This window comes from Oscillatoria sp. FACHB-1407 (genome assembly GCF_014697545.1).
Classification (GTDB): domain Bacteria; phylum Cyanobacteriota; class Cyanobacteriia; order Elainellales; family Elainellaceae; genus FACHB-1407.
On sequence record NZ_JACJSA010000021.1, the window covers coordinates 53,130 to 78,251 of the forward strand.

The window sequence follows — 25,122 nt, forward strand, 5'->3', positions numbered from 1 at the left end:
GTACTGTGCCCTTTTTTCGTGTCTAGAAAAATGCTAGGAGATTCAAGATGTCAAATCATGTCACGTCTCTACCCATTGCCAGGTTGAATGTGTTATGCAGGAGCCAAATATTATACTTACACTCTCAAAATCGGCTATTGTTCTATGGCTGTTTATCCATCTTGTCCAATCTATCGGATTCCCGACAAGCTATCGCTCTTTGGTCAGCGATTAGTAGATACAGGATGGCTAGAGTTTGAGCAGATGCTTCAGGTTGAGAGAGAATCGCGCCAATCAAATGAATCAGTTATCACCTCTGTTGAACGGCTTATTGGTCGCCCACTCTCGGCTGATGTAAAGCAAATGTATAAGCAACTCAGCTTATTTGAATTAAAACTTCTCCATTGTGTTGAACCATTTGTTTTCGAGAATTCAGGAATTACGATCAACCAAGTTTCTGAATTAATTGACACGTTAATTCCAATTGATATTTGTCGTCGCTATCGCTTAGTACCTCTCTTCAAAATAGAACATGGACCAACCTCACTCCTAGTGGCAATGGTTAATCCAAATGATTTGGCGGCTCAAGATGATTTAAATAGAATTTTGCGGCCTCAAGGATTATTGCTTAAACGCCTGGTGATTCCTGTAGAAGATTATCAGCAAATTATTTCTCAATATCTAGATAACCAGTTTGATCAGCAGAAACAGCTTGATCTGCAATCTAAGTTTGACTCTAAAGCTGACCTCGACGAGCTAGAATATCTTGGTCTAGAAGAGATAATAGACGATGCTAATGTAGACTTGAAAATCGCCTTGACCGATGGAGAAGCTGAACCAGTTGTTGCATTGGTTAACAAAATCCTGGTTCAAGCACTTCAAGAAGAGGTTTCAAACATTCACGTTGAGCCTCAGAAGGAATATCTTCGGATTCGATTTCGTAAATATGGGGTGTTGAGGGATGCGGTTGACCCCTTACCCAAGAAAATTATCCCCGCGGTGACCGCTCGCCTCAAAGTAATTGCTGATCTGGATATTTTAGAGAAGTGCTCACCTCAAACTGGTAAAATCTATCGAATTTTCGATGGACGTAAAATTGAATTTGATGTCAGTACACTTCCCAGTCGATGCGGCGAAGGGATTGTCTTAACTCTGGTAAATCGGTCACTACCTCCTGTCTCATTAGAAAATATCTTCCCTCACTCATCCAGTAGACAAAGCGTGCAAGAGATGATTGCACACTCGCATGGATTACTGTTAGTTGTAGGAGTACCTGGTTCTAGCAAAATAACCACCCTCTACTCCTTACTTGCTCAACGAAATACTGTAGACAGTCGGATTATTACATTTGAAGAAGTAGTTCAATATTTTTTAGAAGGGATTACTCAAGTACAACTGCCCATCGAGAACCGCAAAGACTATATCAACGCTTGTTTGCGACAAGATCCAGATATCGTTCTGATAGATGAGTTGTGCGATCGCCAAACTACTGAAATAGCCATCAACGCCGCTCGTTCAAAATGTCTCGTACTATCTACCATCAATGCATCTAATCCAGTGATGGCAGTTCAGCAACTGCTCGATATGGGAATCGAACCTTATAGATTCAATCGAAGTTTGATTGGAGTGATTGGGCAACATCTTCTACGTAAATTGTGTGAGGAATGCCGCATTGCTTATACCCCCCTTTCTGAAGAACGAGTTCGATTTGGCATTTCTGAAACTAACCCAGAAGAAACATTCTATCGGGCGAATAGCTTACACCCTCAAGAAATCAAAACAACTAAAGCTGAAGGGACTTTGTGTCAAAACTGTTGTAGAGTGGGTTACAAAGGTCAGATTGCCGTTCATGAAATTCTGCGAATGAGTCCTGTTTTGCAACAACTTCTCATTCAAAAACCGTCTGTTGAAGCTTTTCACGCAACTGCTCAAGCAGAGGGAATGCAAACTTATTTAGACAATGGCTTCGAGTTAGCACGACAAGGCTTGACTTCATTGGATGAACTTGAACAGTTGCTTAAGCATCAGTATTAAAACCAATGAGTATATCCTTAACTGCAATTACTTTCCTCCTGCAATGTCTATAAGCGAACCAGTGGTGTACGACGCTTCATCCGATAACAGCCACAAAATCGCCTGTGCGACTTCGATCGCCTGTCCCCCTCGCCTCATAGGAACCGACTCTTTAACCCGCTCCACTCGATTTGGCTCACCTCCACTGGCGTGAATATCGGTGTAAATAAACCCTGGGCGCACGGCATTGACCCGAATTCCCTCATCTGCAACTTCCCTGGCTAAGCCGATGGTCATCGTATCGATCGCCCCTTTTGAAGCAGCATAATCTACATACTCACCCGGAGAACCGAGACGAGCCGCGGCTGATGAGACATTGACGATCGCCCCGCCCGTGCCACCGTGTTTAGTAGACATACGTTTGATAGCTTCTCGCGCACACAAAAAGCTGCCGATCACGTTTGTTGCAAAAACCCGTTGCAAGCGAGCCGCATCCATCATTTCAACGCGCATTTGTTGTTCTAATATCCCTGCATTATTGACCAGTGCAGTTACTTTTCCGAGTTGATCATCAACGGTTTCAAATAATTTAATTACATCTGCTTCGATAGCCACATCGGCGGCAATGGCGATCGCTTTACCGCCCACCGATCGGATTGAGTCAACCACGCTTTGAGCCGCTTCTGAATGGTGGCGATAGTTGACGCAAACAGCATACCCTCGCTCAGCCGCAAGGTGAGCCGTAGCTGCACCAATGCCACGACTACCACCAGTAATCACCATGACTTTGTTCATCATTAAAGGGAGCTATAAACAGCCTCTCATCACCATAACAGGAGCTACTTTACCTCTAACTTAGGGTGCATCTGACGGTAGGGGAGTGGCAGTTAAAACCGCAGCTACCAGAGCAAAACTGCTCATGCAGGTTCAAAACCTCAGTCCGCGTAGCTTTGACTGCGAGGTTAAATCGGTGGCGACCTCTGCTATGCGACGGTCTTTTTGACCCAGGCGGAATCGGTCTGCCACCTTCTCTCAACATACAAGGCGGGCTTCCCACCTGGTGATGTGGAATGGGCAATGGTGCCGCATCGAGCGAGTCGCGGCACAGTTGCGAAGCGAGCATCCCGAGAGCTTTGGTCATCTGCGCGTGCATTGCCGCAATGGGGAGGTCAAGGAGTGTGGGGCGTTTACCATTTTGCCGTAATTGCGATCGCCCCTTATTACGTTTGCCCTCCCTTCCCCGCATCCATCATTCCCAGCTAGAGTTGAATTGTAGTACTAGTGTTGCGAACACAAAGTTCTGCAATGTATGGCATTGACATTCCTCAACAAAAAATTGTCGAGTTTTGCCAGCGTTGGAAAGTGGTAGAATTCGCGCTGTTCGGCTCAATCCTACCAGAAGACTTCCGTCCCGATAGCGATGTAGATGTTTTGGTTACGTTTGCTCCTGATGCCACTTGGACGCTGTCTGATCATATTGATATGCCGGATGAACTAAAAAAACCTCTTTGGGCAGAAGGTCGAACTTGTGAGCCGTCGAGGGATTGAGCGAAGTCGTAATGTCCGTCGTCGTCAAGCCATTCTAGAATCTGCCAAACCTATTTATGTCACCTCGTGATTTAGATTATGTGACTGATATTTTGGCAGCAGCCCATTTGATTGAAATAGTTCCATCATTGCTGGAACAGCTTGAATCATTGGTTTCATAACAGAGCGATCGCCCTTTTATCCTCTAACTGCACTCTCCTTGAGATACCCGTAAGTGTTCGCCCCTACCCTCTACAATTGAGATAATTCTTTTCTCTCCTCAATTTTTCGAGGTGCGTTACGCCATCGCTAACGGCACCTACCCAATCCACTTTTATCCTTCATCCTCTCTTTCCTTACAGACGCGATAAATCGCTCCTCTCCTTTCTTCTTTTATCCTTCATCCTTTATCGTTTATCCTTTCTTCCTTCATGTTTCAAGCAACTCGTCGGCGACTTGCGATTTGGTATACAACTGTCACAGCCGTTTTATTATTGTTGTTTGCCAGCGGCTTTTATTGGTATGTTCGTGGCACATTAATTGAGCGGATCGACGATACCTTGAATCATGTCGTGGAAGTGGTGCAGCGATCGCTTGTAATTGAGTCTGCTATGGATGGAGGTGCTCCCCATGTCAATGTAGAAGCCAGTTTTAGCAACAACATAGGCTCGGTGGAGGACGACCACATTGATCTGGAGTGGTTTAGCCCAACAGGTGAATTGCTGTGGTCTACATTTTCGCAACCATTGAAATTGCCATTGCATATTAGCAGTGGTGAAACGGTGCATCTTCCCAATCAGGACTTGCAAGATTCAAACACCGCTGATTCATCCTTCAGCCTCGATCCGTCGTCCCTGATTCTGCGGCAGGTGACACAACGAGTGCAGTTAGGGCGACAGGTGTTGGGGTATCTGCGAGCCAGTCATCCCTGGTTTGAGGTGACAAAGCCAACTCGTCAGTTGATTATCGATCTGGGCTTGGGAACGGCAGTTATGGTCGGGGCGGTCGCGGCGATTGGTTGGGGGTTATCGGGGTTGGCGATCGCCCCCGTACGCGACTCCTATCAACGGCTTAAGCAGTTCACAGCGGATGCATCGCACGAGTTACGCAATCCCATTGCGGTGATTCAAACCAACGTGCAGGTGGCATTGTCTGACCCCGATCCACAGTTTCAGGAAACGCAACTTAAAGTGGTGGAACGGTTGACCCGTCGTCTGGGTCGTCTGGTGGATGATTTGCTGTTTTTAGCCCGACAGGACAGCGGCATGACTCCACTTCAAACCAGTCCCGTTGCTCTGAATGACTTACTGCAAGAGGTAACTGAGGAACAGGAGGCGATCGCCTCTGACAAAGCGATTACACTTTTGTTTGACGTGCAGGGAGAGGCAGAGCCTTACATTGTGGAGGGCGATCGCGATCAACTGACGCGCCTATTCACGAACCTGGTCAGCAACGCGATTCAATACACTCCGCCTCAAGGGAAGGTTCACATCACCCTACAACCCGTCAAAAATCAGCATCCTCAACTTCAGGTGCTGGTGTGTGACACGGGCATTGGCATTCCTGAAGAAGCCATTCCTTACCTGTTCGATCGCTTCTATCGAGTTGATCCAGCACGCACCCATGCGGGTTCTCATGCTTCTCAAAAAGCATCCGGAGGTTCAGGACTGGGGTTGGCGATCGCCAAGGTGATTGTCGAGAACCATCAGGGACACATTGCAGTGGACAGCAAACCCAATCAGGGAACAACCTTTACCGTCACGTTGCCCAGCCATACAACAAAGCCCTAACATTGATTCATATAGGTGAAGAGTGGAATTGAGGGTCTAAGATCCTGGCGAATGAATTCGCGTCTACTGGAGCCAGGTCTGCCTGCGCAGACTACCGAAAATCCAAGGTTATAGAAACCAATGCCAGTCGGCTTGGTTTCTATAACGGCGGTTTCAACCGCCAAAATCCTGATCCCGAATTCATGTCAACTCTGATGCTGCCAACGCTTCACCCTTTAACGAATACCACCCAGCAGTTGCAATGGTCTCTCTGCAATCCTCAACCCCGATTATCTATCCCGATAGTGACGGCAACCCAATAGCAGACAATACAAAACAGTTCCGTTGGATTGTAGTAATTCAGCAGAACTTAGTACAACTCGTCATAAATAGGGGTGGGAATTCGGGGTGCAGGGGTGGAACCCCTGACGGGGGCGAAGCCCCCATACCCCCCTGGTTTTATTTCCAAACCCTATCTGTGAATCACAGTACTTAGATTGGCTGTTTGCTGATGATCCAACCGTTTTTGTTGCTGGCGACTTGCTCTGGTATCCAGTTGAGAGCCGCTGGAATTGATCCCAATGATATCTAAAGCGAAAACCCTTGAAACAACGCCTCGACACCCTTCTGGTAGACCTTAACCTCTGCTCCTCTCGACAACAGGCACAGAGCCTGATTCGGGCAGGGGAAGTCATGGTCAATCAACAGGTAGTTGATAAACCGGGCACGGAGATTGAGACGACTGCCCACATTCACATTAAGGAGCGATCGCCCTTTGTCTCCAGAGGCGGTGAAAAACTGGCAAAAGCCCTTACAGAATTCAAGGTCGCTGTGGCAGGACGGGTGTGCCTGGATGGGGGAATCTCGACAGGAGGCTTCACGGACTGTCTACTGCAAGCGGGAGCCGATCGCGTCTATGGCATCGACGTAGGCTATGGGCAGGTCGCGTGGGAGTTGCGTCAAGACCCGCGTGTCATTCTTCGGGAACGGACCAATCTACGCCATCTCACTCCTGAAGATCTGTACACCGAAGACCAACCCCGTCCCGATCTGGGGGTTGTGGATGTGTCGTTTATCTCGCTGACCAAAGTTCTGTCCGCGTTATGGCAGTTGCTCGAACCGCCCCACGAGGTCGTGTTACTCGTCAAACCGCAATTTGAAGTGGGACGAGAGAAAGTCGGTAAAAAGGGAGTTGTGCGAGATCCGCGTGATCAAGCAGGAGCGATCGCCCAGGTTCTAGAAGCCTCGCAGGGGCTAGGGTGGCACTATTGCGGGTTAACCTGGTCGCCGTTATTAGGTCCAGCAGGCAACATTGAATATTTGCTCTGGTTACAAGATCAGAGCTTCGTTAGCTCACCTTCCCTTGCCGATCTACAAACCCTGACGGAAACGGCAAACCGGGTTTTGCACAACAGAGATTAAGGACACGATTAGAAGTAAATTTGGATTGGTAATGATATGGCGCGTCATGCCCTACAAGCTGCTTATACCATTTCTTTAAATCTAAGCTGTACATCCATACATCACGAGATGTGCAACTAATTTGCCCTCATCCCAACCCTTCTCCCACAGGAGAAGGGCTTCCACCCGTTCCGATTCCCTCTCCTGTGGGCTACGGTGTATACACAAGTCTTCTACTCAAGCTAATGCTGGGTTTGATCCTCCCTAACCCTCCTTAAAAAGGAGGGAACCGGAGCCAAAGTCCCTCTTTTTAAGGGGGATTTAGGGGGATCATGCAGAAGATTGGCATCTCAACCGAGATCTGTGTACACGGTAGTTCCTGTGGGAGAGGGTTAGGGTGAGGGTTAGAACGGGTGGAAGTTTCAGAAAAGTCGCACATGTGGTTACATCTGTAAGAGCGGTTCGCGAACCGCCCCTTCCACATCCATCGTTCTACTTTTGAAAACTGGTATTACCCAAATTGACTTTAATTTTGAATCAATCCAGATAAGGTCAGCGTTGCCAACACGCCCAAAATATGACCAAAACTCATGGATGCAATGAAACCAGCCAAACTGATGTTATTAAATATCGGTCCCAGGGGTCCCAGAGGGGCTTTTGGTCCAACGTGGGGTTGTTCAATCGTACGCGAGGCAATGAGTAACACTAACAAGGAAAAACCGATGATAAAAGGCGTTCCCTGCCAGGAAAACAGTGAAGTAGCGTTTTCGGTTTGCTGTGCAGCTAACAATAGAGCGTGAATCAAGGTTTTTCTCCTATGACTGATTTCATAAATTGGTTGAACCGATCATCTTTTTTTTCACGTCAGTCTTCCTCTGGCTATCGAATGATTTACAAAAACCCTATTTGAGACGTGATCTAGGTCTATCTATAGAAGTTATTGCGATCGCCAAAAAACTAGGATGATCGACAGTCTTTTATCGGATTTAGATCTATGACATTTACAAATACGGATGCGATCGCCAAGTGCGTCCAGGCATTTAAAAAACTCGATTTGAATGGACAATTGAGTGCGTTAGCCGCTCTCTACAGTGAAGTTAAAACTTCTGTCACGAGCCATTCCACTGCAATGGCAGCTTCTTCTGAAGTAGATCAGTTGATCAAACACATCAACGAGATGCGGGAAGAGGATCGACTGCAATTTTTGCAGGATGTGTTGTCAGAGAAGGCAACCAAGTCAGATGAAACAGCCCTCGACCCCCATCCCAGCAAAGCTTTACTGGAATTAGTACCAGGGGGAGTCACTCCACCGATCGATCAATACAACGATATGAGCATCAACTCTCGTTTAACGGTCTGGTATCGGTTTGGTCAGATGATGGAGAACCAACTGTCTTCCATCATGGCTCAAAATCCACCCTCTCCTGAAGCGAACGAACTGATTAGCTCTTTGAAGCAATGCGACTTTGATCAACAAATTGCGTTTCTGAACAAAGTGATTTAACTTGCATCAGGTCTGCGACTTTTTGAAAAAGTTGCAGACCTGATTAAACATCCCCATCCATCCCAGGCATTCCGCCGTATTATCAAAACAATTCTTGGTTCGGCTGATGTTTACAGGCTGGGAGGAAATCGGATGCGGCAAGCGCGATGGAGTGTGGTGGTAGGAACAGCGATCGCCAGTTTAATGCTTCTCAGTGGAGCCGAGGCAGTTGCGAACCCAAATTTAGTGCGGCTAACCCAGGTTGAAGTCACGCAACAGTTGCGCCAATTACCAGGCTGGGAAACTGACGGGCAACGGCTTTACCGAACGTATCGGTTTGCTAATTTTGTGGAGGCGATTGCCTTTGTAAATCGATTAGTGGCTCCTGCGGAAGCTGCCGCCCACCATCCCGACCTCACCATCTCCTACAACGTCGTGACAGTCAGTCTGACAACCCATGATGCAGGTGGTTTGACCCAACAAGACTTCGACCTGGCACGCCAAATCTCTGCGCTATAGCTCTTGAATGTGGCTACGGCTAAAGCAACCATAGCCGTAGTCACCTCAGTTAAGACAAGGCACTCAACAGGACAAACCCAATTAATCGCGTCTCTCTCGGCGGGACTCATCAATGTCCTAACGGTTTTGGCGATCGCTATATAGCCCTACGCCTATGCATTAGGACATAAGGGTGTGGGGGCTGCGCCCCAAACCAGGTGTTCCACCCCTGCACCCCGTTCTAACCGTTAGTGAGTACTGCTATAAAAGTAAAAAATCCCCAGTTTCTGCTTTGGAAACCGGGGATCTGAGAAAAGCATCTGGAAATCTACACCGAGAGTTGTTGCCGCTGATAGAGCGACCAATACAACCCCTTCTGCATCAACAGCGAATCATGAGTGCCCCGCTCGGCAATGACTCCTTTTTCCATTGCCAAAATTAAATCTGCTCGTTTGAGTGGAGCAAAGCGGTGCGCAATCAGGAAAACAGTCCGACCTCTAGAGATGCGTTGCAGGTTTTCTAACACTTGCTGTTCTGTCTCAGCATCGAGGTGGCTAGTCGCCTCATCCAGAATGATGATGGGCGCATCCGAGAGGAACATGCGAGCCAACGTAATTCGTTGCCGCTGACCACCCGACAGGGCGGTGCCTCGTTCACCCACATTAGTGTCATACCCATGGGGCAAATCGCAGATGAAGTCATGGGCGACTGCCAATCGAGCCGCTTCCACTACCTGTTCAGCGGTGACTTCTGGGTTGCCCAGGGTAATATTCTCCAGAATGGAACCGTTGAACAGGAAATCCTCCTGCAACACGACGGCTATTTGGGGTCGCAGGGATGCCAGATCAGCACTCTTGATATCAAACCCATCAATCAGAATGCGTCCAGACTCCGACAGATAGAGCCGCTGAATCAGTTTAGACAGGGTACTCTTACCTGATCCGCTGCGTCCCACAATGCCGACAAACATTCCGGGTTCAACGGTGAAGGAGACTCCTCGCAGGATCGGTTCCTGGTTTGCTTGATAGCGGAAGAACACTTGATCAAACACAACATTGCCGTGCAGAGGAGGCAGCACCAAACCCGTTCCCGGTTCTGCTTCCGGGGCGACGTTGAGAATATCACCAATGCGATCGACCGCCAGCAGCACTTCCTGCAAGTTTTGCCAGAGTTGTACTAATCGCAATAGAGGTCCTGTCACCCGACCCGACAACATTTGAAACGCCACTAACTGACCAATGGTGAGATCCTGGTTGATCACTAAACGTGCTCCAAACCAGAGGATCAGCATGGCGGAAAAGCTGGTCAGAAAATCACCCAGGTGATTACTGATATTCGCTGTAGTGCTGGCTTTGAAGCCTGTACGAATAAAGCGGGCGTACAGTCCTTCCCAGCGATCGCGCGATGCTTTTTCGGCGGCATGTGCCTTAACAGAGTGAATTCCGGTGACGGTTTCCACCAAAAAGGATTGGCTATCGGCACTGCGGTTAAAGGTTTCGTTCAACCAGTTCCGCAGAATGGGCGTGGCGAATAACGTCAAAAGAGCAAACAACGGCAACACCGCCAGTGCAACCCAGGTCAGCGTAACGTTGTAGTAAAACATCACCGCCAGGTAGACCACGGAGAAGATGCTATCGAGAATCACCGTCAGGGCAGTGCTGGTGAGGAACTGGCGGATTTCCTCCAATTCCTGAACTCGCGCCACCGTATCCCCTACCCGACGCGCCTCAAAATAGGACAGGGGCAACCGCAACAGATGGCGGAATACCTGTGCCGACAACGCCATATCCAGGCGATTTGTCGTGTGGGTAAAGATAAACATCCGCAGCGTGCCCAGCAGTGCCTCAAAGCACGCGACTGCCAGGAGAGCCACCGCCATTACGTCCAGCGTCGGGATGCTTTCTTGCACCATCACTTTGTCAATAATGACCTGCGTAATGATGGGAGTCGTCAAACCCAGAATTTGCAGCGTAAACGAGGCAGTCAAGACCTCGCCCAACAAGCCCCGAAACTTCCAGACCGCAGGCAAAAACCACATAAGGCTAAAGCGGTCTTGCTTTTGCGTTAGCTCGGCTTGCCAGAGTTGTCCATCCCAGGCTGTCTCAACAGCGGTTCGTGGCACACTCAGGGCAGTTTGCTCAGGGTTGAGCGGATCGGCAATCACCAGGCGATCGCCCCGAACCCCATACGCCACCACCCATCGCTGATCCTGCCAGCGCAAAATCGCTGGAAACTTGATCAGGCGCAGATCACTCCAATCTCCAATGAGCAAACGGCGGAGTTGAATGCCCAACTTTTCAGCCGCATTGACCATATCTTTTGGACGCTGCCCCTGCAACTGCCGCTGCACCCAATCGAGTTGGTTAGGGGTTTCCAGGTATTGCGACAACATGGTGAGACAGGCAGCCCCGGTGTTGATCGCCCCTACAAAGGGATAGCCCGTCAGCGGTTTCGGCGCATCCGTGAATTCGGGTTGATAGCGCGATCGCAATCCCATCCAGAACTGCTGCATCTCCGCCGTAGACAGCGACTTCCACATCGGCGATCGCCATTCCACAACCACCACTTCCTTGCTGGCGGCGCGTGCCTTCCACTGGTTCGTCAACTCTGGGAAGTCACCAAACCAATCGCCCGGTTTCAGCAAGGTCGGCTTACCCTCATCTGGCACCAACCGTACATTACCCGTCAGCACCAGAAACTCGCTTCCCGGAGCATCATTTGACCAGATCACTTCCCCCAAGGTGCATTGACGAAGTTGAGCCTGTTCTTTAACTTTCAACTGTTGCTCTGGAGTCAACCAACACAGGGGTGGGGCATCCCATGCAATGCTGGCAAGTTGGTCGTTTGTAATCATTCTCCTACCTGTAGCTTAATGGGAAGCTTTTGGATGCGCTCTGCCAACCACTGTTCAAACAATTCGTCCTGCAACCCCTGTTTCACCTGGGCATCGTCGAGGGTGGCTGAGAGAATTTCTTCGATCCGGAACAAGCCCCACCGTCCTTCCATACCCAACGGACCCACGACATCACCCGGTTTGGCGAGATCAATCGCAGACCGCAAAATGTCAGGCATCGTACCCCGGCTTACCGGACCCACCATGCCATTCATCACTTTATCGTCTGTCAGGGAATATTCACGAGCCAATTGCTCAAACTTTGCGCCTTCTAGAATCTGACTTTTTAGCTCATCCGCCAGTTCCTGATCGGCGACGATGATGCGCGAGAGCACAACGCGATCGAGAAATACCTTGCGTTCGATGAAATACTCCTGCAAGCGATTAGCGGTGACATCCTCTTTGAGCTTGCGGACTTTGAAGCCGTAAGCAATTTGATTATGGAAGGTTTCGTAATTCAGCCCATTCGCAGTTAGCCATTCCTGAAATTTCTTAGGGTCGGTCAACTGCTGCTGTAATCGAAAGTCAATGACGGCTTGCTCCACCACACCAGACCCGATCTGTAAGGTGGTATTGGATTCTAGCTCTTGCTCAATGACAAACTGGCGAACAATTTCACCGATGAATCCATCCAGTTTGCGATTGACCTGTAAGTACTGGAATGCCTTGCGGAGTGAGATCGGTTGATCGTTAATGGTCAGAAACGGTTCAGAACTCATGGATTCATGACTAGACAGTAGCAACCTCAATTATGCCCAACTAAGTCAGAGAGATAGGAGGCTAGAGGATCAAAGTTTGCGTTAATTCACGTTTAATGATGGTCTTGACGCAACTCTGGTTCTCTAGGAAACTCTTTCATCAGTTCTCTGACCTGTTCCGCATGATAGGAACTGCGGGTTAACGGAGATGCAACAATTTGTAAAAATCCCAGTTCTTCACCCCACTGCCGCCAGGTATCAAATTCTCCGGGGGTGACAAATCGCTGTACGGGCAGGTGTTTAGGACTGGGTTGGAGATATTGCCCAATCGTCAGAATGTCACAATCCACCGATCGCAAATCCTGCATCACCTGCCGAATTTCTTCATCGGTTTCGCCCAGACCGACCATAATGCCCGACTTGGTATAGACGTGGGGAGCCAGTTGTCGCGACTTTTGCAACACTTCGAGCGATCGCCCATAGTCTCCCTGAGGACGCACCCGCCGATAGAGCCGAGGCACTGTCTCGGTGTTGTGGTTCAGCACCTCTGGGTTGGCTTGCAGAATGATCTCCAGCGCATCCCAGTTCCCACACAGATCGGGAATCAAAACCTCAATGGTGGTATCAGGCGAAACCTGGCGAATGGCTTGAATACAGCGATCGAACTGCGATGCACCCCCATCGGGCAGATCATCCCGGTTCACCGAGGTAATCACCACATGGTTTAGCTTCATGCGACGTACCGCTTCTGCCAGACGGGTAGGTTCCGTAGGGTCGAGTGCTTTGGGTTTCTTTTCAAAGTCGATGTCGCAATAGGGACAGGCTCGCGTACAGGCGGGTCCCATAATCAAAAATGTAGCGGTGCCGTGGTTGAAACACTCCCCGATATTAGGGCAGGACGCCTCTTCACACACCGTATTGAGCGACAAATCGCGCAAAATCTCTTTAACACTGCCAACCCGCTCCCATTGAGGAGCTTTAACCCGCAACCACTCTGGCTTACTCGGTTTAACCGTCACGTCAATGCATCATTCTAAAGGTCTAGATGATCTTAACAGAATGGGAATGGGGAGTAGAGAGTGGGGGTGTGGGGTGTGGGGTGTGGGGTGTGGGGTATGGGAGGATTTTTTGGTAAATCCTTCTCCTTGACTCCTCTACGCCGCTACTCCCTTTTGTCTAAAAGGAGCGATAGTGAATCAGGCAATCAAACCCCTCTTGCAGGCTAGGAGGTGCGCCGTTGAGGCGACGATGCATCCGTTCGATCACATCCAGTGGCACCTGGCGATCGCGCTGTTGATTCCGCTTCAGGCAAACCTCCAGGGGAACGTCGAGCCACAATCCGGTGAGATGATCAAAGCCACAATGACGAACCAGGGCGATCGTCTCTCGTCGGTTGCGGCGGACGGCATTCGTGGCATCCAGGATTACCTCTTGTGCTGCGCCCTTGGAAATGTGGAGTGCCGCTTGATGCAACTGTCGCTGTAACTCAGCCCAGATCCGTATCCAAGGTCCCTGAACCGCTTCATCACCAAACAATTGCCCCCGAATTGCATCAGTCGAAATCCAGATCCGTCCCGGTTGCGTCTCCAGCAATCGCTTTGCCAGTGTAGTCTTGCCACTACCCGGCAACCCAATCAGCAGCAGCAGGCGGGGAGAAGTCAAGAGAAGGATAAATGATGAAGGATAAAGGCTAAGAGACGCAAGAGATGAAGGAATACAAGGATGAGCGTTGCTGCTATCCCTTGCCTCACTATTTCATCCTTCATAGTTCATCCTTTATCCTTTATCCTTTATCCTCTATCCTTCATCCTTTATCCTTCATCCTTTATCCTTCATCCTTTTCTCTTAGATGATGGTTCCATCAGGGATGGTGGCGTTCTTCAACACCACAACGATGCCGTTGCGGATATAGAAACCCTGGCTTTCGCGTTCGGCTTCTTCCACGCGGTCTTTGTTGATGATCTGCACATCGCAGCCAATGCAGGCATTTTTGTCGATGATGGCACGACGAATGGTGGTGTTCGCGCCAATACCGAGGGGAACACCTTTGCGATCGCAGTTCTCCTGCCGTTCCGCATAGGGTTGATAGAAGTCAGCCCCCATGATCAGCGCGTCTTGAATCGTGCTACCTGACTCAACACGAGTCCGGATTCCCAAAACGGAATGGTGAATGGTGCAGTTCTTCAGAATGCAACCCTCGCCAATCATCGACTCAGTAATGTGGCAGTCGAGCAATTTCGTGGGAGGTAGATAGCGACCCCTGGTATAAATCGGTGCCTGTTCGTCGTAGAAGCTGAAGGGGGGTTGGGGTTGCTGGGTCAGTGCCAAATTAGCGTCGTAAAAGGCTTCAATGGTTCCGATATCTTCCCAGTAGCCGTTAAATAGATAGGCCTGGACGTTGTATTCCTTCGACGAAGCGGGGATGATTTCCTTGCCGAAGTCAGTCTGTTCGGGCGATCGCTTCAACACGTTCATCAACACGTCTTTCTTAAAGACGTAAATCCCCATCGAAGCAATATAGGGGCTTTGTTTTGCCTCTTCGGGCGACAGACCCAGCGTAGTCGTGTCTACCTGCATTTGCTTCAGGGCTTCTCCCTTGGGTTTTTCGCTGAAGTCAACGACTCGACCGGAGTCATCAATTTTCATCAAGCCAAAGTCAGAGGCCCGCTTTTCATCAATTGGAATCACTGAAATGGTGATATCAGCATTTGTTTCGCGATGGCGTTGAATGAACTCGGTGTAGTCCATCCGATACAGATGATCCCCCGACAAAATCAGGTACTCATCTACATCGAACTCGTCAAATAACCACGCATATTGCCGTACCGCATCGGCTGTGCCCTGAAACCAATTGGGGTTTTCGGGTGTTTGTTGGGCTGCCAGAATTTCCACAAACCCCTCATGGAATCCAGAGAAGTTGTAAGTCCGGGAGATGTGGCGGTTTAAGGATGCCGAATTGAATTGAGTGAGAACGTAGATTTTATAAATGTCTGAGTTAATGCAATTGCTGACAGGAATATCAATCAAGCGATATTTGCCCGCCAACGGAACAGCCGGTTTAGCCCGTAACTTTGTTAAGGGATAAAGACGGGTGCCCGCACCGCCGCCTAAGATGATCGCTAATACTTGCTTCACGACAACCTCTTTATACCTATTTTGATCCCACGTCCAGTGTCCATCTGTCAGGTACTCTTTGCAAGAGGTTAGGGATACAAAGGTGAATTGTTTTGGTCAGTCATAAGGAGCAACTTCTTCAGTGGGGATCGATGCTAAAGCTCAGCATTACGGTTATACAAGAATCATTCGCTGGATAGATGCGATCGCAGAATAGCTGAAATTTATCCTACTCAACCCACAATATTCATCTGAACAATCCACTTCTATGCTTTATATAGAAGTACGAATGTTCTAAAAACACGCATGAGTTTTTTCTGAACCACTATGAATGCAGCAACGAACTGATTCGGTGACGCCAATCCAGAATCGTACCCTCCTCCACTCCTCTACCCCTCCACCTGCCCACGCCCGTCCCATGAAGCACGTTACCGCCATCTCGTTTCTCCAGCAGTCTGACCCCATCCTGGCAGCGGTTATCGAGCGCGTGGGACCCTGCCTTTTAACGACGGATGAAGGAGATTTGTTGTCCTGTCTGGCGGAAACAATTATCTATCAGCAACTTTCGGGGAAAGCTGCCGCGACCATCCATCGTCGGTTTCGGCAAATTTATGGTGAAACGGTCCCACTCACGGCAGCGGCAATTCTCAACACGCCCGACGACGTGCTGCGGGCAGCAGGACTGTCACGCTCTAAAGTGACCTACATCAAAGATCTGGCAGAACGGATACAGGCAGGCTTGCCCACTCTGGAGGAGTTACAAGAACTCGATGACGAGGCGATCGCCAAAACCCTCACCCAAATTCGCGGTATTGGACGATGGAGTGTGCAGATGTTGTTAATCTTCCGGTTGGGTCGTCTGGATGTGCTGCCGACGGATGACCTGGGGGTGCGAGCAGCGATCCAAAAGCTGTATGGCTTGGAGGCACTGCCCGACAAGAAGACCATGGAAGAGTTGGGGCAACGCTGGAAACCCTACCGCTCGATCGCTGTCTGGTATTTGTGGCGGAGTTTGGATACCCCGTCTACCGTTTAGCTGGTCGATCGCCTCACTACAATGTCAGTCACAAACGGACGACTACCATCGGTCGAGTTGCCGCTGATGCGCAATCGAATTTCGTTTGCCGTGACCGTTCCGCCGATGCGAGTCCCGGCAGCAACGTCATACGACCAGTAGTTCCAGAAGCCCTGACTGACCTCACGCCGTGAGTTAAAGAAATTGGCGTCGAGCGATTGTGAAGCATAAGTGTTGGTTAGGCTACCCGACAGCCGGTTGCCACTCAGTTGAAACGTCCAATACTGCGCTAAAAATCCGCCTTGAATGTTGTAGGGAACTGCCGAGTAAAGCTCGATCGCCCCTTCCACATTTCGAGAACCAGGAGAAGGCGTAATCGTGAGGTTAAAGGGATTGCTCTCATTGGCTCCTCCGGCTTGCTTAATCCGCCCAATGGTGACAGTTGTGCTGATTTGAGTTTGGGTGGTGCCCACATACTGACCAAACAGATTGGACACCTCAATGGTGCTGGTCGCAACGCCCGTGTAGTTACCCCAGAGATTTTGATTACCCGGTTCCAGACTGGGCGTAAACTGCATCAGGTAGTTGGTGTTACCCGACACTCGGAGCACCTTGACGTAGTAGGTTCCGGCATTGAGTACCCGCCGAATCGATTCGGATAGGCTGCCTGTACGGCGCGATCGCACAATTTCTCTGCCTCTAGAATTCAGCAGTTGGAGATCGGCATCCGCTCTTAACCCACTCAGGGCAATATTCAAACTGCCCCGGCTTCCTAATTGAAATTTGTAGACATCGACGACATCTTGGCGACCTACATAACTTCTGACAGCACGATTGGCACGCAGTGCGCCTAAATTATTGGCCTTCGCTAAGGTGTTATCGGCATTGCTAGCTGACATGACACTCCTCGTCTAATAACACAATCTCGTGGGTGGATCAGGTGTGAATTGCATCGCTCTAGAAATCGTGAAACCCTTACTGACGTGTCACTTTAGGCGCGAAGCTGGAGGGGTGGCAAGTACACGTGACAAATTGATTCAAAACTTAAAGATATGTTTTACAGCTAACCCTTGAAATAGACCAACTGGGTGAGGCATGAGGCAGTCGTGAAGGCAAATTGCAGAGAGGAGACGCGATTAATCGCGTCTCCTCTCTGCAATTTGCCAACCCCTTACATCACTCGCCCGGATGCCGATCGCTTCAAAAATTGCCCCATTCCCGGTTGCCCCAACCACTGATCGCCATCCACGATTAACTGACCCCGCAAGAACACTTTCTCGACTTTGCCTGTCACCTCGCGCCCTTCGTAAAGGGAGTAATCCACGTTGGAGTGGTGGGTGCTGGCACTCAAAACATGAGTTTTGTTGGGGTCAAACAGAACGAGATCGGCATCGCTGCCCACAGCGATCGCCCCTTTTTGGGGAAACAGGCCAAACATCTTGGCGGGAGCGGTGGAAGTGAGTTGGACAAAACGATTCAGCGAGATTCTGCCCGCGTTGACACCACCATCAAACAGCAGGGGAATCCGCAGTTCGACCCCCGGTGCGCCATTGGGGATCTGCTCAAAGTTGTCGCGCCCCAGTTGTTTGGATTTGTTTAAACCATAGGGAGCTTCGTTGAAGCAAAAGGGACAATGATCCGTTGAGACAATCTGCAAGTCGTCAAACTTCAAGCCGCGCCAGAGGGCGTGCTGGCACTTGTGCGATCGCAGTGGGGGAGTCATGACATATTTGGCAGCTTCAAAACCGGGGCGATCGTATTCCTCGATGGTGAGAAACAGGTAGTGGGGACAGGTTTCTGCAAACGCCGGAATGCCGCGATCGCGTGCCTCAACGACTGCTGCAAGAGCCTCTTCAGCCGACAGATGCACCAGATAAACGGGGATTTCTGCTAATTCCGCCAGACGGATGGCTCGATGGGAGGCTTCTCCTTCCATGATGGAGGGACGAGTCAGGGCGTGATATTTCGGAGAGGTATTGCCCTGTGCCAGAGCCTCTTCGATCAGCACTTGAATCACACCACCATTCTCCGCGTGGAGGTTGATCATGCCACCATGATTGCCAACCGTCCGCATGGAGCGAAAGATATTGGCATCATCCACCATCAACACGCCGGGGTATGCCATGAACATTTTGAAGCTGGACACGCCATCGTGGTTGATCAGGTCGGGCAACTCTGCCAGCACACCTGGATTGACATCCGTGAGAATGATGTGGAAGCCAAAATCGACACACACCTGAGGTGCTGCTAGAGCCAGACGCTGGTCGAGAGCCTGTTTCGGAGTCTGGCCTTGACGTTGCAGGGCAAAGTCGATGATGGTGGTGGTGCCACCAAAGGCTGCCGATCGCGTCCCGGTTTCATAGGTGTCGCAGGTCTGAGCGTTGCCCAGGTCAAACTCCATGTGCGTATGGACATCAACCCCACCCGGTAACACCATGAGTCCGGTCGCTTCGTGTACCTCAATAGATTCCGCTGGAATATCACGGGCGATCGCCTCAATTCGCCCATCCCGAACCAAAATATCGGCAACGTAATCATCAACGGCTGTAACAATTCGTCCCCCTTTGATCAGCACCTCACGCACCATAAATTCCCCTCATAAAATTTGCTTTTTCAGGCTCCTCATCTGATCCCCCTGCCTGCGGCATCCCCACAAGGGGGATTTCTACCTTCCTAACAAAGACTGCAAAATTAGGGCTGAATTCGCAATAGCTGCATCGGCGATCGCTACAAATCGCCACAAATCGCCACAAATACCATTGCGCTGTAACACAATTCGTCAACTTCCTACGGGTCGGTAAATCACCGAATGTAAGCGGTGATACAATTCAGAACCGGAAAAATCATTAAAACTCCCTATAGCACTCATTGAAAAAAGGAGTGCTTTGGTTAAAGTTCTCCAAAACCAGCACACTTCATCCTGCTTTTACTGGTACATTCCCATGTCTGAAGCATTTGTCTCTACCTCGGTCGCAACGTCTGAAACCGCAACTCCCCAGGATGTGAGTGTGACTCAGCAGGTGATCGCCAGCAATACTCAGGGAGTCGTGTTGCGATCTGTTACTAAAAAGTATGGCTCGGTCGTTGCCGTCGAAAACGTTAATTTAGATATTCCGGCAGGCTCTTACTGCTGCTTACTGGGCCCCAGCGGTTGCGGCAAAACCAGCACGCTGCGGATGATTGCCGGACATGAAGACGTCACCAGTGGGGATGTGTTGATTGGCGATCGCCGCGTCAATGATCTCCCACCTGCTAAACGCAACACCGCCATGGTGTTTCAGAACTATGCTCTGTTTCCCCACAAAACGGTGCGGGAGAATGTGGGGTTTGGCCTGAAGATGCGCGGGATCAGCAAGGCAGAACGCGATCGCCGTGTTGATGAAATGTTGGCGATCGTTGGACTGGAGAAATTTGCCAACCGCAAACCCAATATGTTGAGCGGTGGACAGCAACAGCGTGTTGCCCTGGCAAGAGCACTCGCGACCCGTCCTCAAGTGTTGCTGCTCGACGAACCTCTCAGTGCCTTAGACGAATCACTCCGGGTCAAGACGCGAGGGGAATTGCGCCGTTTGCAACGCCAGTTTGGCATGACCTTTATCCAGGTGACCCACGCGCAGGATGAGGCGTTTGCCCTGGCAGATCAGATTGTCGTGATGGATCACGGTCATATTGACCAGGTCGGCACCCCCACTGAAATCTTCACCACTCCTGCCTCTCGCTTTGTTGCCCGGTTTGTCGGGGACAACAACATCTTTGTTGGCAAGGTGACCAGTGTCATCCCCAACTCACCCGCCATTATCCAGTTAGAGGTGGATAAACTGGGCACCTTCCTGTGCAAAGGGTTAACCGCTGATGTGGGTATGACCGCTGCCTGTTGTGTCCGGAGCGATCGCATGACGCTCAAGCCCTTTAATCCTGGAACCCTGCCTCAGCCAAATCAAATCTCAGCGCGGATCGTGGCGATCGAGTTTACAGGCTATGTGACTCGCGTCTCACTGCTCACCGAAGCCACGAATGAAGAACTGATTTACAAAGTGCGGACGCACGACTGGCTCGTTGCCCCTATGCAAGAAGGGCAACTCGTCACCCTCAACTGGTCTACTGACGATTGCATCTTTTTGCCCCACTAGGCTGACTCCCATCAAGTTTGTCCGTTGCCTCACCGATTTTTAAGAGAAACATCCGTTCAAATCCTGATACCCCTATGGCTAAATTTACTCGTCGTCAAATTTTGAGAACCGGGCTTGCTGCTGGAGCAATGCTCACCGCTACTCAGTGTGCTCGCAACGATGCCCCTGTTGGCACCCCCAACAACCCGGCAACAGGTCCAGAGGTCAACACCAACCAGATCAAAGATGTGACGCTGCGATTCATTGGAACGGGAGTATCTCAAATCAATGAGATCCGTGACAAAGCGCAGGAAGATCTGGGCTTTAAGTTAGAAATGCGGGCACTCAGCACCGAAGAAAACAACCAGATCGCCATCACGCAACCGGGGCAATACGACATCTTTGATGGAGAGTTCTTTAGCTTGCCGTTGGTTGTGCCATCGGGTAACCTACAGGCGATCGATGTCAGCAAAATTCGAGACTTTGACAAGATTGTCTCCATCTTTACCACTGGCAAGTTTGAGGGCTTACCCGTTGAAACGTCTCAAGGCACGAACCCCTACAAGGTGATGTATCTGCAAGACCAGGGTTCTACAGAGTTCGCCACTGAGCCAACCAACTGGGCAACCTTGATTCCCTTCCAATATAACGCTGACACGTTAGGCTACCGTCCCGACCTGGTTGGACGCTCCATCGAAAGCTGGGCAGAACTGTTTAACCCAGAGTTCAAAGGCAAAACCTCTATTATCGACATTCCATCCATTGGCGTGATGGATGCCGCGATGGTGGTTGAAGCGGCGGGACTAATGACCTTTGGCGACAAGGGTAATATGACTCGCGAGGAAATTGATCAAATTACCGACATCCTCAAAGAACAAAAGCGCAACGGGCAGTTTCGCGCCTTTTGGAAAACCTTTGATGAATCGGTCAACTTGATGGCGTCGGGCGAAGTGGTCTTGCAATCCATGTGGTCGCCTGCGGTGACTGCCGTCAAAGCCAAGGATATTCAATGTATCTATGCCCCCCTGAAAGAAGGCTATCGCGCCTGGGGTGGTGGTATTGGTCTGTCTAAAAACCTCTCTGGTGTTGCCCTTGATGCGGCTTACGAATACATCAACTGGATGCTTGACGGTTGGGTAGGAGCCTTTTTAGGACGGCAGGGCTACTACAGTGCGGTGCCCGAGAATGCTCGCAAATTTATGTCAGCTCCAGAGTGGGATTTCTGGTACGAAGGGAAACCTGCGGCTGAAGCCATGATTGACCCGTTTGGCAAACAACTGGAGCCGAAAGGGGCTGTGCGGGATGGTGGCTCCTTTAGAGAACGGATGGGTAATGTCGTGGTGTGGAACTCCACGATGGATGAGCAGGTGTATCTCGTTCAAAAATGGAATGAGTTCATTGCGTCGTAGTGGTCAATGGTCAATGGCTATTGGTCAATGGCTATTGGTCAATAGCTATTGGTTATTGGTCATTGGTCAATAGTCATTGGTCAATAGTCAATAGTCAATGGTTTAGATCCTCGGTTTCTATGAAGCATCTTTACAGTCGCCTGATGGAGAGCACCAGGAACCGGGGATCTAGCTCTCTACTGACTATTAACTGTGTCAATTAGCAACTGGCGATCGCCCTTTCCCTTTCATCCTTCATCGTTTATCGTTCATCCTTCTCTTCGTTCTTCTTTTTTCTCTCTTCTTTTTTCTCTTTTCGTTCTTCTTTTTCCCTCCTCCCTCTCATGTCTAAAGGTTTAAAGGCTCTCGAAACCTACGCTCTGGTAACACCACAAACACTCGTCTTTCTGCTGTTTTTGGTGTTCCCGATTGTCATGATCGCGATCGTCAGCTTCTGGCAGTTCAACGGTTACGCGATGGTGCCTGCTTTCACCTTAGACAATTACATCGGTATTTTTACCTCGGATGTCTCACTCAAAACCTACCTCAATACATTTAAATATGTTGCGCTGGTGTGGTTTTTTTCTCTGGCGATCGCCTTTCCCGTTGCCTATTTCCTTGCTTTTCACATCCGCAATCAGCGACTCCAGATCATTCTCTTCCTGATCTGCACCATCCCCTTCTGGACATCCAACATCATCCGCATGATCTCGTGGATTCCAGTGCTAGGAAAGGAGGGCTTGATCAATCAACTGCTCATCGGGTCAGGGTTTAGGGAAGTGCCCGTGGAGTGGTTGCTGTACTCTGACTTTGCGATCGTGCTGGGAATGGTACACCTCTACAACTTTTTTATGATTGCGCCGATTTTTAATAGCCTGATGCGGATCGATCGCAGTTTGATTACAGCGGCTCTGGATATGGGCGCATCGGGGTTTCAGGTGTTGCGTGAGGTGATTCTTCCGTTGTCAGCCCCTGGAATTGCGATCGGCTCGATCTTTATTGTCACGCTGGTGATGGGCGAGTTTGTCACGGTGCGCCTGATGGGTGGCGGACAAGCGGCATCGGTCGGTAAGTTAATTCAAACTCAAATCGGGAGTTTGCAATATCCGTTAGCAGCAGCCAACGCCGTGATTTTGCTAATCGTGACGTTAATTTTGGTCGCAGGAATTTTGCGTGTAGTCAATATCCGCCAGGAGCTGTAACCGTGGAAAAGCGTTCCCTCTCCTTCTATCTGTTAGCGGCTTTTTTTGGGCTGTTTGTCCTGTTTCTCTATGGCCCCATGATCGCCATCTTCATGCTGTCGCTGCAAGGTGAAGAGGGCACATTGACCTTTCCCATGCGGGGATTCAGCTTTTATTGGCTGGGGCAGGTGTTTCAAGAACAGCGGGTCGGCAGTTTTGTGGAGGCGTTTCAGCGATCGCTCCTGTTAGGCATCCTTGTCACTGTGCTTTCGATCGTGGTCACAGTTCTGGCAGCACTGGCGTTCCGACAGCGATTCCGTGGCTCAAATATCATCTTTTACCTGACGATCGCCAGTTTAATCGTCCCCAGTGTGCTCGTGTCGCTGGGTATTGGCATCGCCTTTCAAGTTCTGGGTATTGAAACTAACTGGTTTTCATCGGGCATTGGCGCACATCTCACCTGGACAGTTCCCTTCGCCTTTTTGATCATGCTGGGCATTTTCAACCGCTTTAACCCTGCTTACGAGGAGGCAGCTAAAGATTTAGGCGCAAGTGATGTTAAAACCTTTTGGGAAATTGTGTTGCCGCTGATCGCCCCTGGTTTGGTAGGCATCGGCATTCTCGGCTTCACGCTCTCCTACGACGAATTCACCCGCACATCCCTTGTCTCTGGGCAAGACAACACCCTGCCTCTAGAGATTTTTGGGATGACTACTAACGTCACTTCCCCAGCGTTATATGCGTTGGGTACGCTGACTACTGTTTTTTCCTTCAGCCTCATCGCGATCGCCTTTTTGGCTTACAACTTTTTCTCGCAGCAACAAAAACAATAGAAAACCAGCATATCTACCTATTAGCAGATGAGGGCAAGCAGAGGCTTTGTCCTTTTTTTATGGGTCTTCATGACAGCTTTAAAGCTTGATCCGTAAGCACTTCACGTAATCTTCACAAAAGCTGATCCCCACTCTTTCAATACGAAGATTCTGCAAAGACTGGCTTTTAAGCAGTGCTTATCTCCGAAGAGCAGTCTATAGTTCCTTGTAGTAAGAACCTACGTGTTTACACGGTCATTTTCAAAGAGGACAGCTCGATGACCAATTACACCATCTCACAAGACCCGATCTCGGCGGCTTCTAATTCTTCCCTCATCGTGGAAGAGCCACATCCTTCAGCATATTGCTTGATCAAGCGTCTTACAGATGTGGTCGGTAGCATCGTAGGATTACTTATTCTCGCCATTGTCTTTATCCCCATTGCGATCGCCATCAAACTCGATAGCCCTGGTCCTATCTTCTTCAAGCAAGAACGCTGCGGTTTACAGGGTCAACGCATCGTCATCCGCAAGTTCCGCTCCATGGTCGTGGATGCTGAGCGACTGAAGAAGATGGTGAAGAATGAAGCAAAGGGATTGTTTTTCAAGAATAAGCAAGATCCTCGCGTGACCAGAGTCGGTCAGTTTCTCCGGAAGACTAGCCTGGACGAACTGCCCCAGTTTTGGAACGTGTTGATGGGAGACATGAGTCTGGTTGGGACTCGTCCTCCCACACTGGATGAGGTCGCTCATTACAGTAGCCGTCACTGGCAACGGCTCAATGTTAAGCCTGGATTGACAGGTGAATGGCAGGTGAATGGTCGCTCTTCCGTTAAGGACTTTGAACAGGTGGTTGACCTGGATCTGCGCTACCAGAGCCAGTGGACGCCGTTCTATGACTTCCAGGTGATCTTCAAGACGATTCAAGTTCTGCTCAAGCGATCGGGAGCCTACTAAGGTCACTGATGGAGTCGTGGCAGAAGCTACAGAACAAGTTCATATTCGCCTCGGCGCGGAAGATGCCAAACCTTCTGCGCTTTTTCATTGTTTAGAGATAACTAGGACAGCGATCGCTACATCGCTTAAACCAGGATTAACGGCTGAAACGGCCCTATATCAACCATTCATCGGTGGCTTTGTCCCTTTTCCTACAAGGATCCACGAAAGTAGGGAACTCCAAAACAAACCGTCGCATCTATACATTTCTACGCAATAATACTGGGTACGACCCTGTTAACCAAAC

The 25,122-nt window shown here is 49.8% G+C and carries 22 protein-coding genes and 1 pseudogene; 14 read left to right on the forward strand and 9 right to left on the reverse strand.

The genetic code is table 11. The features are described from left to right. The first annotated feature begins 144 nt into the window (after window positions 1-144). Window positions 145-2,013, forward strand: coding sequence for a GspE/PulE family protein (locus tag H6G89_RS26565; protein ID WP_190512289.1), 1,869 nt, complete (start codon window positions 145-147; stop codon window positions 2,011-2,013). Window positions 2,014-2,040: 27 nt separating this feature from the next. Here H6G89_RS26565 and H6G89_RS26570 read toward each other — a convergent pair whose 3' ends face one another. Further along, window positions 2,041-2,790, reverse strand: a complete 750-nt coding sequence (locus H6G89_RS26570; RefSeq protein WP_199336948.1) for an SDR family oxidoreductase — start codon at window positions 2,788-2,790, stop codon at window positions 2,041-2,043. Window positions 2,791-3,069: 279 nt separating this feature from the next. On the opposite strand from H6G89_RS26570, the gene H6G89_RS26575 reads away from it, so the two are divergent. The 5 genes and pseudogenes from H6G89_RS26575 to H6G89_RS26590 all read left to right on the forward strand — a co-directional run bounded on the left by H6G89_RS26575 (window position 3,070) and on the right by H6G89_RS26590 (window position 6,710). Next, a complete protein-coding gene (locus tag H6G89_RS26575; protein WP_190512290.1) occupies window positions 3,070-3,255 on the forward strand; it encodes a hypothetical protein in 186 nt (61 codons plus the stop codon). An 18-nt stretch (window positions 3,256-3,273) separates the two neighbouring features. Next, complete coding sequence (locus H6G89_RS26580) at window positions 3,274-3,540, forward strand: nucleotidyltransferase family protein (RefSeq protein WP_309230101.1); 267 nt, start codon at window positions 3,274-3,276, stop codon at window positions 3,538-3,540. Window positions 3,541-3,950: 410 nt separating this feature from the next. Beyond that, window positions 3,951-5,309, forward strand: coding sequence for a sensor histidine kinase (locus tag H6G89_RS26585; RefSeq protein WP_190512292.1), 1,359 nt, complete (start codon window positions 3,951-3,953; stop codon window positions 5,307-5,309). A 241-nt stretch (window positions 5,310-5,550) separates the two neighbouring features. After that, window positions 5,551-5,849: pseudogene (locus tag H6G89_RS36480) on the forward strand (hypothetical protein); the annotation flags it as partial. 42 nt (window positions 5,850-5,891) lie between these two features. Then, on the forward strand, window positions 5,892-6,710 hold the full coding sequence (locus H6G89_RS26590) for a TlyA family RNA methyltransferase (protein WP_190512293.1): 819 nt from the start codon (window positions 5,892-5,894) through the stop codon (window positions 6,708-6,710). A gap of 505 nt (window positions 6,711-7,215) precedes the next feature. On the opposite strand, the gene H6G89_RS26595 is transcribed toward H6G89_RS26590, so the two are convergent. Continuing rightward, window positions 7,216-7,494, reverse strand: coding sequence for a photosystem I reaction center subunit X (locus H6G89_RS26595; protein ID WP_190512295.1), 279 nt, complete (start codon window positions 7,492-7,494; stop codon window positions 7,216-7,218). 189 nt (window positions 7,495-7,683) lie between these two features. Between H6G89_RS26595 and H6G89_RS26600 the strand changes: the two genes are divergently transcribed. Next, complete coding sequence (locus tag H6G89_RS26600) at window positions 7,684-8,193, forward strand: orange carotenoid protein N-terminal domain-containing protein (protein ID WP_190512297.1); 510 nt, start codon at window positions 7,684-7,686, stop codon at window positions 8,191-8,193. Window positions 8,194-8,376: 183 nt separating this feature from the next. Next, window positions 8,377-8,691, forward strand: coding sequence for a 4a-hydroxytetrahydrobiopterin dehydratase (locus H6G89_RS26605; RefSeq protein WP_199336951.1), 315 nt, complete (start codon window positions 8,377-8,379; stop codon window positions 8,689-8,691). Window positions 8,692-8,998: 307 nt separating this feature from the next. On the opposite strand, the gene H6G89_RS26610 is transcribed toward H6G89_RS26605, so the two are convergent. The 5 genes from H6G89_RS26610 to H6G89_RS26630 all read right to left on the reverse strand — a co-directional run bounded on the left by H6G89_RS26610 (window position 8,999) and on the right by H6G89_RS26630 (window position 15,396). Continuing rightward, window positions 8,999-11,524 (reverse strand): type I secretion system permease/ATPase, encoded by a 2,526-nt coding sequence (locus tag H6G89_RS26610; RefSeq protein ID WP_190512301.1) that lies wholly within the window; start codon window positions 11,522-11,524, stop codon window positions 8,999-9,001. Beyond that, window positions 11,521-12,282 carry a peptidylprolyl isomerase gene (locus H6G89_RS26615; RefSeq protein ID WP_190512304.1) on the reverse strand — a complete coding sequence of 254 codons (762 nt, stop codon included), beginning with the start codon at window positions 12,280-12,282 and terminating at the stop codon, window positions 11,521-11,523. Before H6G89_RS26615 ends, H6G89_RS26610 begins: the two co-directional genes overlap by 4 nt. A gap of 92 nt (window positions 12,283-12,374) precedes the next feature. Next, window positions 12,375-13,280 carry a lipoyl synthase gene (lipA, locus tag H6G89_RS26620; protein ID WP_190512306.1) on the reverse strand — a complete coding sequence of 302 codons (906 nt, stop codon included), beginning with the start codon at window positions 13,278-13,280 and terminating at the stop codon, window positions 12,375-12,377. 157 nt (window positions 13,281-13,437) lie between these two features. Beyond that, a complete protein-coding gene (locus tag H6G89_RS26625; RefSeq protein ID WP_190512308.1) occupies window positions 13,438-13,923 on the reverse strand; it encodes an AAA family ATPase in 486 nt (161 codons plus the stop codon). Between the two features lie 183 nt (window positions 13,924-14,106). Then, window positions 14,107-15,396 (reverse strand): glucose-1-phosphate adenylyltransferase, encoded by a 1,290-nt coding sequence (locus H6G89_RS26630; RefSeq protein WP_190512310.1) that lies wholly within the window; start codon window positions 15,394-15,396, stop codon window positions 14,107-14,109. 310 nt (window positions 15,397-15,706) lie between these two features. On the opposite strand from H6G89_RS26630, the gene H6G89_RS26635 reads away from it, so the two are divergent. Further along, complete coding sequence (locus H6G89_RS26635; RefSeq protein WP_242060131.1) at window positions 15,707-16,411, forward strand: DNA-3-methyladenine glycosylase family protein; 705 nt, start codon at window positions 15,707-15,709, stop codon at window positions 16,409-16,411. On the opposite strand, the gene H6G89_RS26640 is transcribed toward H6G89_RS26635, so the two are convergent. Next, window positions 16,408-17,289: a PPC domain-containing protein gene (locus H6G89_RS26640; RefSeq protein WP_190512312.1), complete on the reverse strand. Its 882-nt coding sequence runs from the start codon at window positions 17,287-17,289 to the stop codon at window positions 16,408-16,410. The genes H6G89_RS26635 and H6G89_RS26640 overlap by 4 nt on opposite strands. A gap of 272 nt (window positions 17,290-17,561) precedes the next feature. Continuing rightward, entirely contained in the window at window positions 17,562-18,977 is a 1,416-nt protein-coding gene (gene hydA / locus H6G89_RS26645) for a dihydropyrimidinase (RefSeq protein WP_190512314.1), read from the reverse strand. A 355-nt stretch (window positions 18,978-19,332) separates the two neighbouring features. On the opposite strand from hydA, the gene H6G89_RS26650 reads away from it, so the two are divergent. The 5 genes from H6G89_RS26650 to H6G89_RS26670 all read left to right on the forward strand — a co-directional run bounded on the left by H6G89_RS26650 (window position 19,333) and on the right by H6G89_RS26670 (window position 24,836). Then, window positions 19,333-20,520: an ABC transporter ATP-binding protein gene (locus H6G89_RS26650; protein ID WP_190512316.1), complete on the forward strand. Its 1,188-nt coding sequence runs from the start codon at window positions 19,333-19,335 to the stop codon at window positions 20,518-20,520. Between the two features lie 74 nt (window positions 20,521-20,594). Then, window positions 20,595-21,908, forward strand: coding sequence for an ABC transporter substrate-binding protein (locus H6G89_RS26655; protein WP_190512318.1), 1,314 nt, complete (start codon window positions 20,595-20,597; stop codon window positions 21,906-21,908). Between the two features lie 323 nt (window positions 21,909-22,231). Further along, a complete protein-coding gene (locus H6G89_RS26660) occupies window positions 22,232-23,089 on the forward strand; it encodes an ABC transporter permease (protein ID WP_190512320.1) in 858 nt (285 codons plus the stop codon). A 2-nt stretch (window positions 23,090-23,091) separates the two neighbouring features. Then, a complete protein-coding gene (locus H6G89_RS26665; protein ID WP_309230102.1) occupies window positions 23,092-23,901 on the forward strand; it encodes an ABC transporter permease in 810 nt (269 codons plus the stop codon). Window positions 23,902-24,158: 257 nt separating this feature from the next. Further along, window positions 24,159-24,836, forward strand: coding sequence for a sugar transferase (locus H6G89_RS26670; protein ID WP_190512322.1), 678 nt, complete (start codon window positions 24,159-24,161; stop codon window positions 24,834-24,836). Window positions 24,837-25,122: the final 286 nt, after the last annotated feature.

Coding starts and splice junctions, on each gene's coding strand:
- H6G89_RS26565 (WP_190512289.1), top strand. CDS start 145: ATGGCTGTTTATCCATCTTGTCCAATCTATCGGATTCCCGACAAGCTA.
- H6G89_RS26570 (WP_199336948.1), bottom strand. CDS start 2,790: ATGATGAACAAAGTCATGGTGATTACTGGTGGTAGTCGTGGCATTGGT.
- H6G89_RS26575 (WP_190512290.1), top strand. CDS start 3,070: ATGGTGCCGCATCGAGCGAGTCGCGGCACAGTTGCGAAGCGAGCATCC.
- H6G89_RS26585 (WP_190512292.1), top strand. CDS start 3,951: ATGTTTCAAGCAACTCGTCGGCGACTTGCGATTTGGTATACAACTGTC.
- H6G89_RS26600 (WP_190512297.1), top strand. CDS start 7,684: ATGACATTTACAAATACGGATGCGATCGCCAAGTGCGTCCAGGCATTT.
- H6G89_RS26605 (WP_199336951.1), top strand. CDS start 8,377: ATGCTTCTCAGTGGAGCCGAGGCAGTTGCGAACCCAAATTTAGTGCGG.
- H6G89_RS26610 (WP_190512301.1), bottom strand. CDS start 11,524: ATGATTACAAACGACCAACTTGCCAGCATTGCATGGGATGCCCCACCC.
- H6G89_RS26615 (WP_190512304.1), bottom strand. CDS start 12,282: ATGAGTTCTGAACCGTTTCTGACCATTAACGATCAACCGATCTCACTC.
- H6G89_RS26635 (WP_242060131.1), top strand. CDS start 15,707: ATGCAGCAACGAACTGATTCGGTGACGCCAATCCAGAATCGTACCCTC.
- H6G89_RS26640 (WP_190512312.1), bottom strand. CDS start 17,289: ATGTCAGCTAGCAATGCCGATAACACCTTAGCGAAGGCCAATAATTTA.
- hydA (WP_190512314.1), bottom strand. CDS start 18,977: ATGGTGCGTGAGGTGCTGATCAAAGGGGGACGAATTGTTACAGCCGTT.
- H6G89_RS26650 (WP_190512316.1), top strand. CDS start 19,333: ATGTCTGAAGCATTTGTCTCTACCTCGGTCGCAACGTCTGAAACCGCA.
- H6G89_RS26655 (WP_190512318.1), top strand. CDS start 20,595: ATGGCTAAATTTACTCGTCGTCAAATTTTGAGAACCGGGCTTGCTGCT.
- H6G89_RS26660 (WP_190512320.1), top strand. CDS start 22,232: ATGTCTAAAGGTTTAAAGGCTCTCGAAACCTACGCTCTGGTAACACCA.
- H6G89_RS26670 (WP_190512322.1), top strand. CDS start 24,159: ATGACCAATTACACCATCTCACAAGACCCGATCTCGGCGGCTTCTAAT.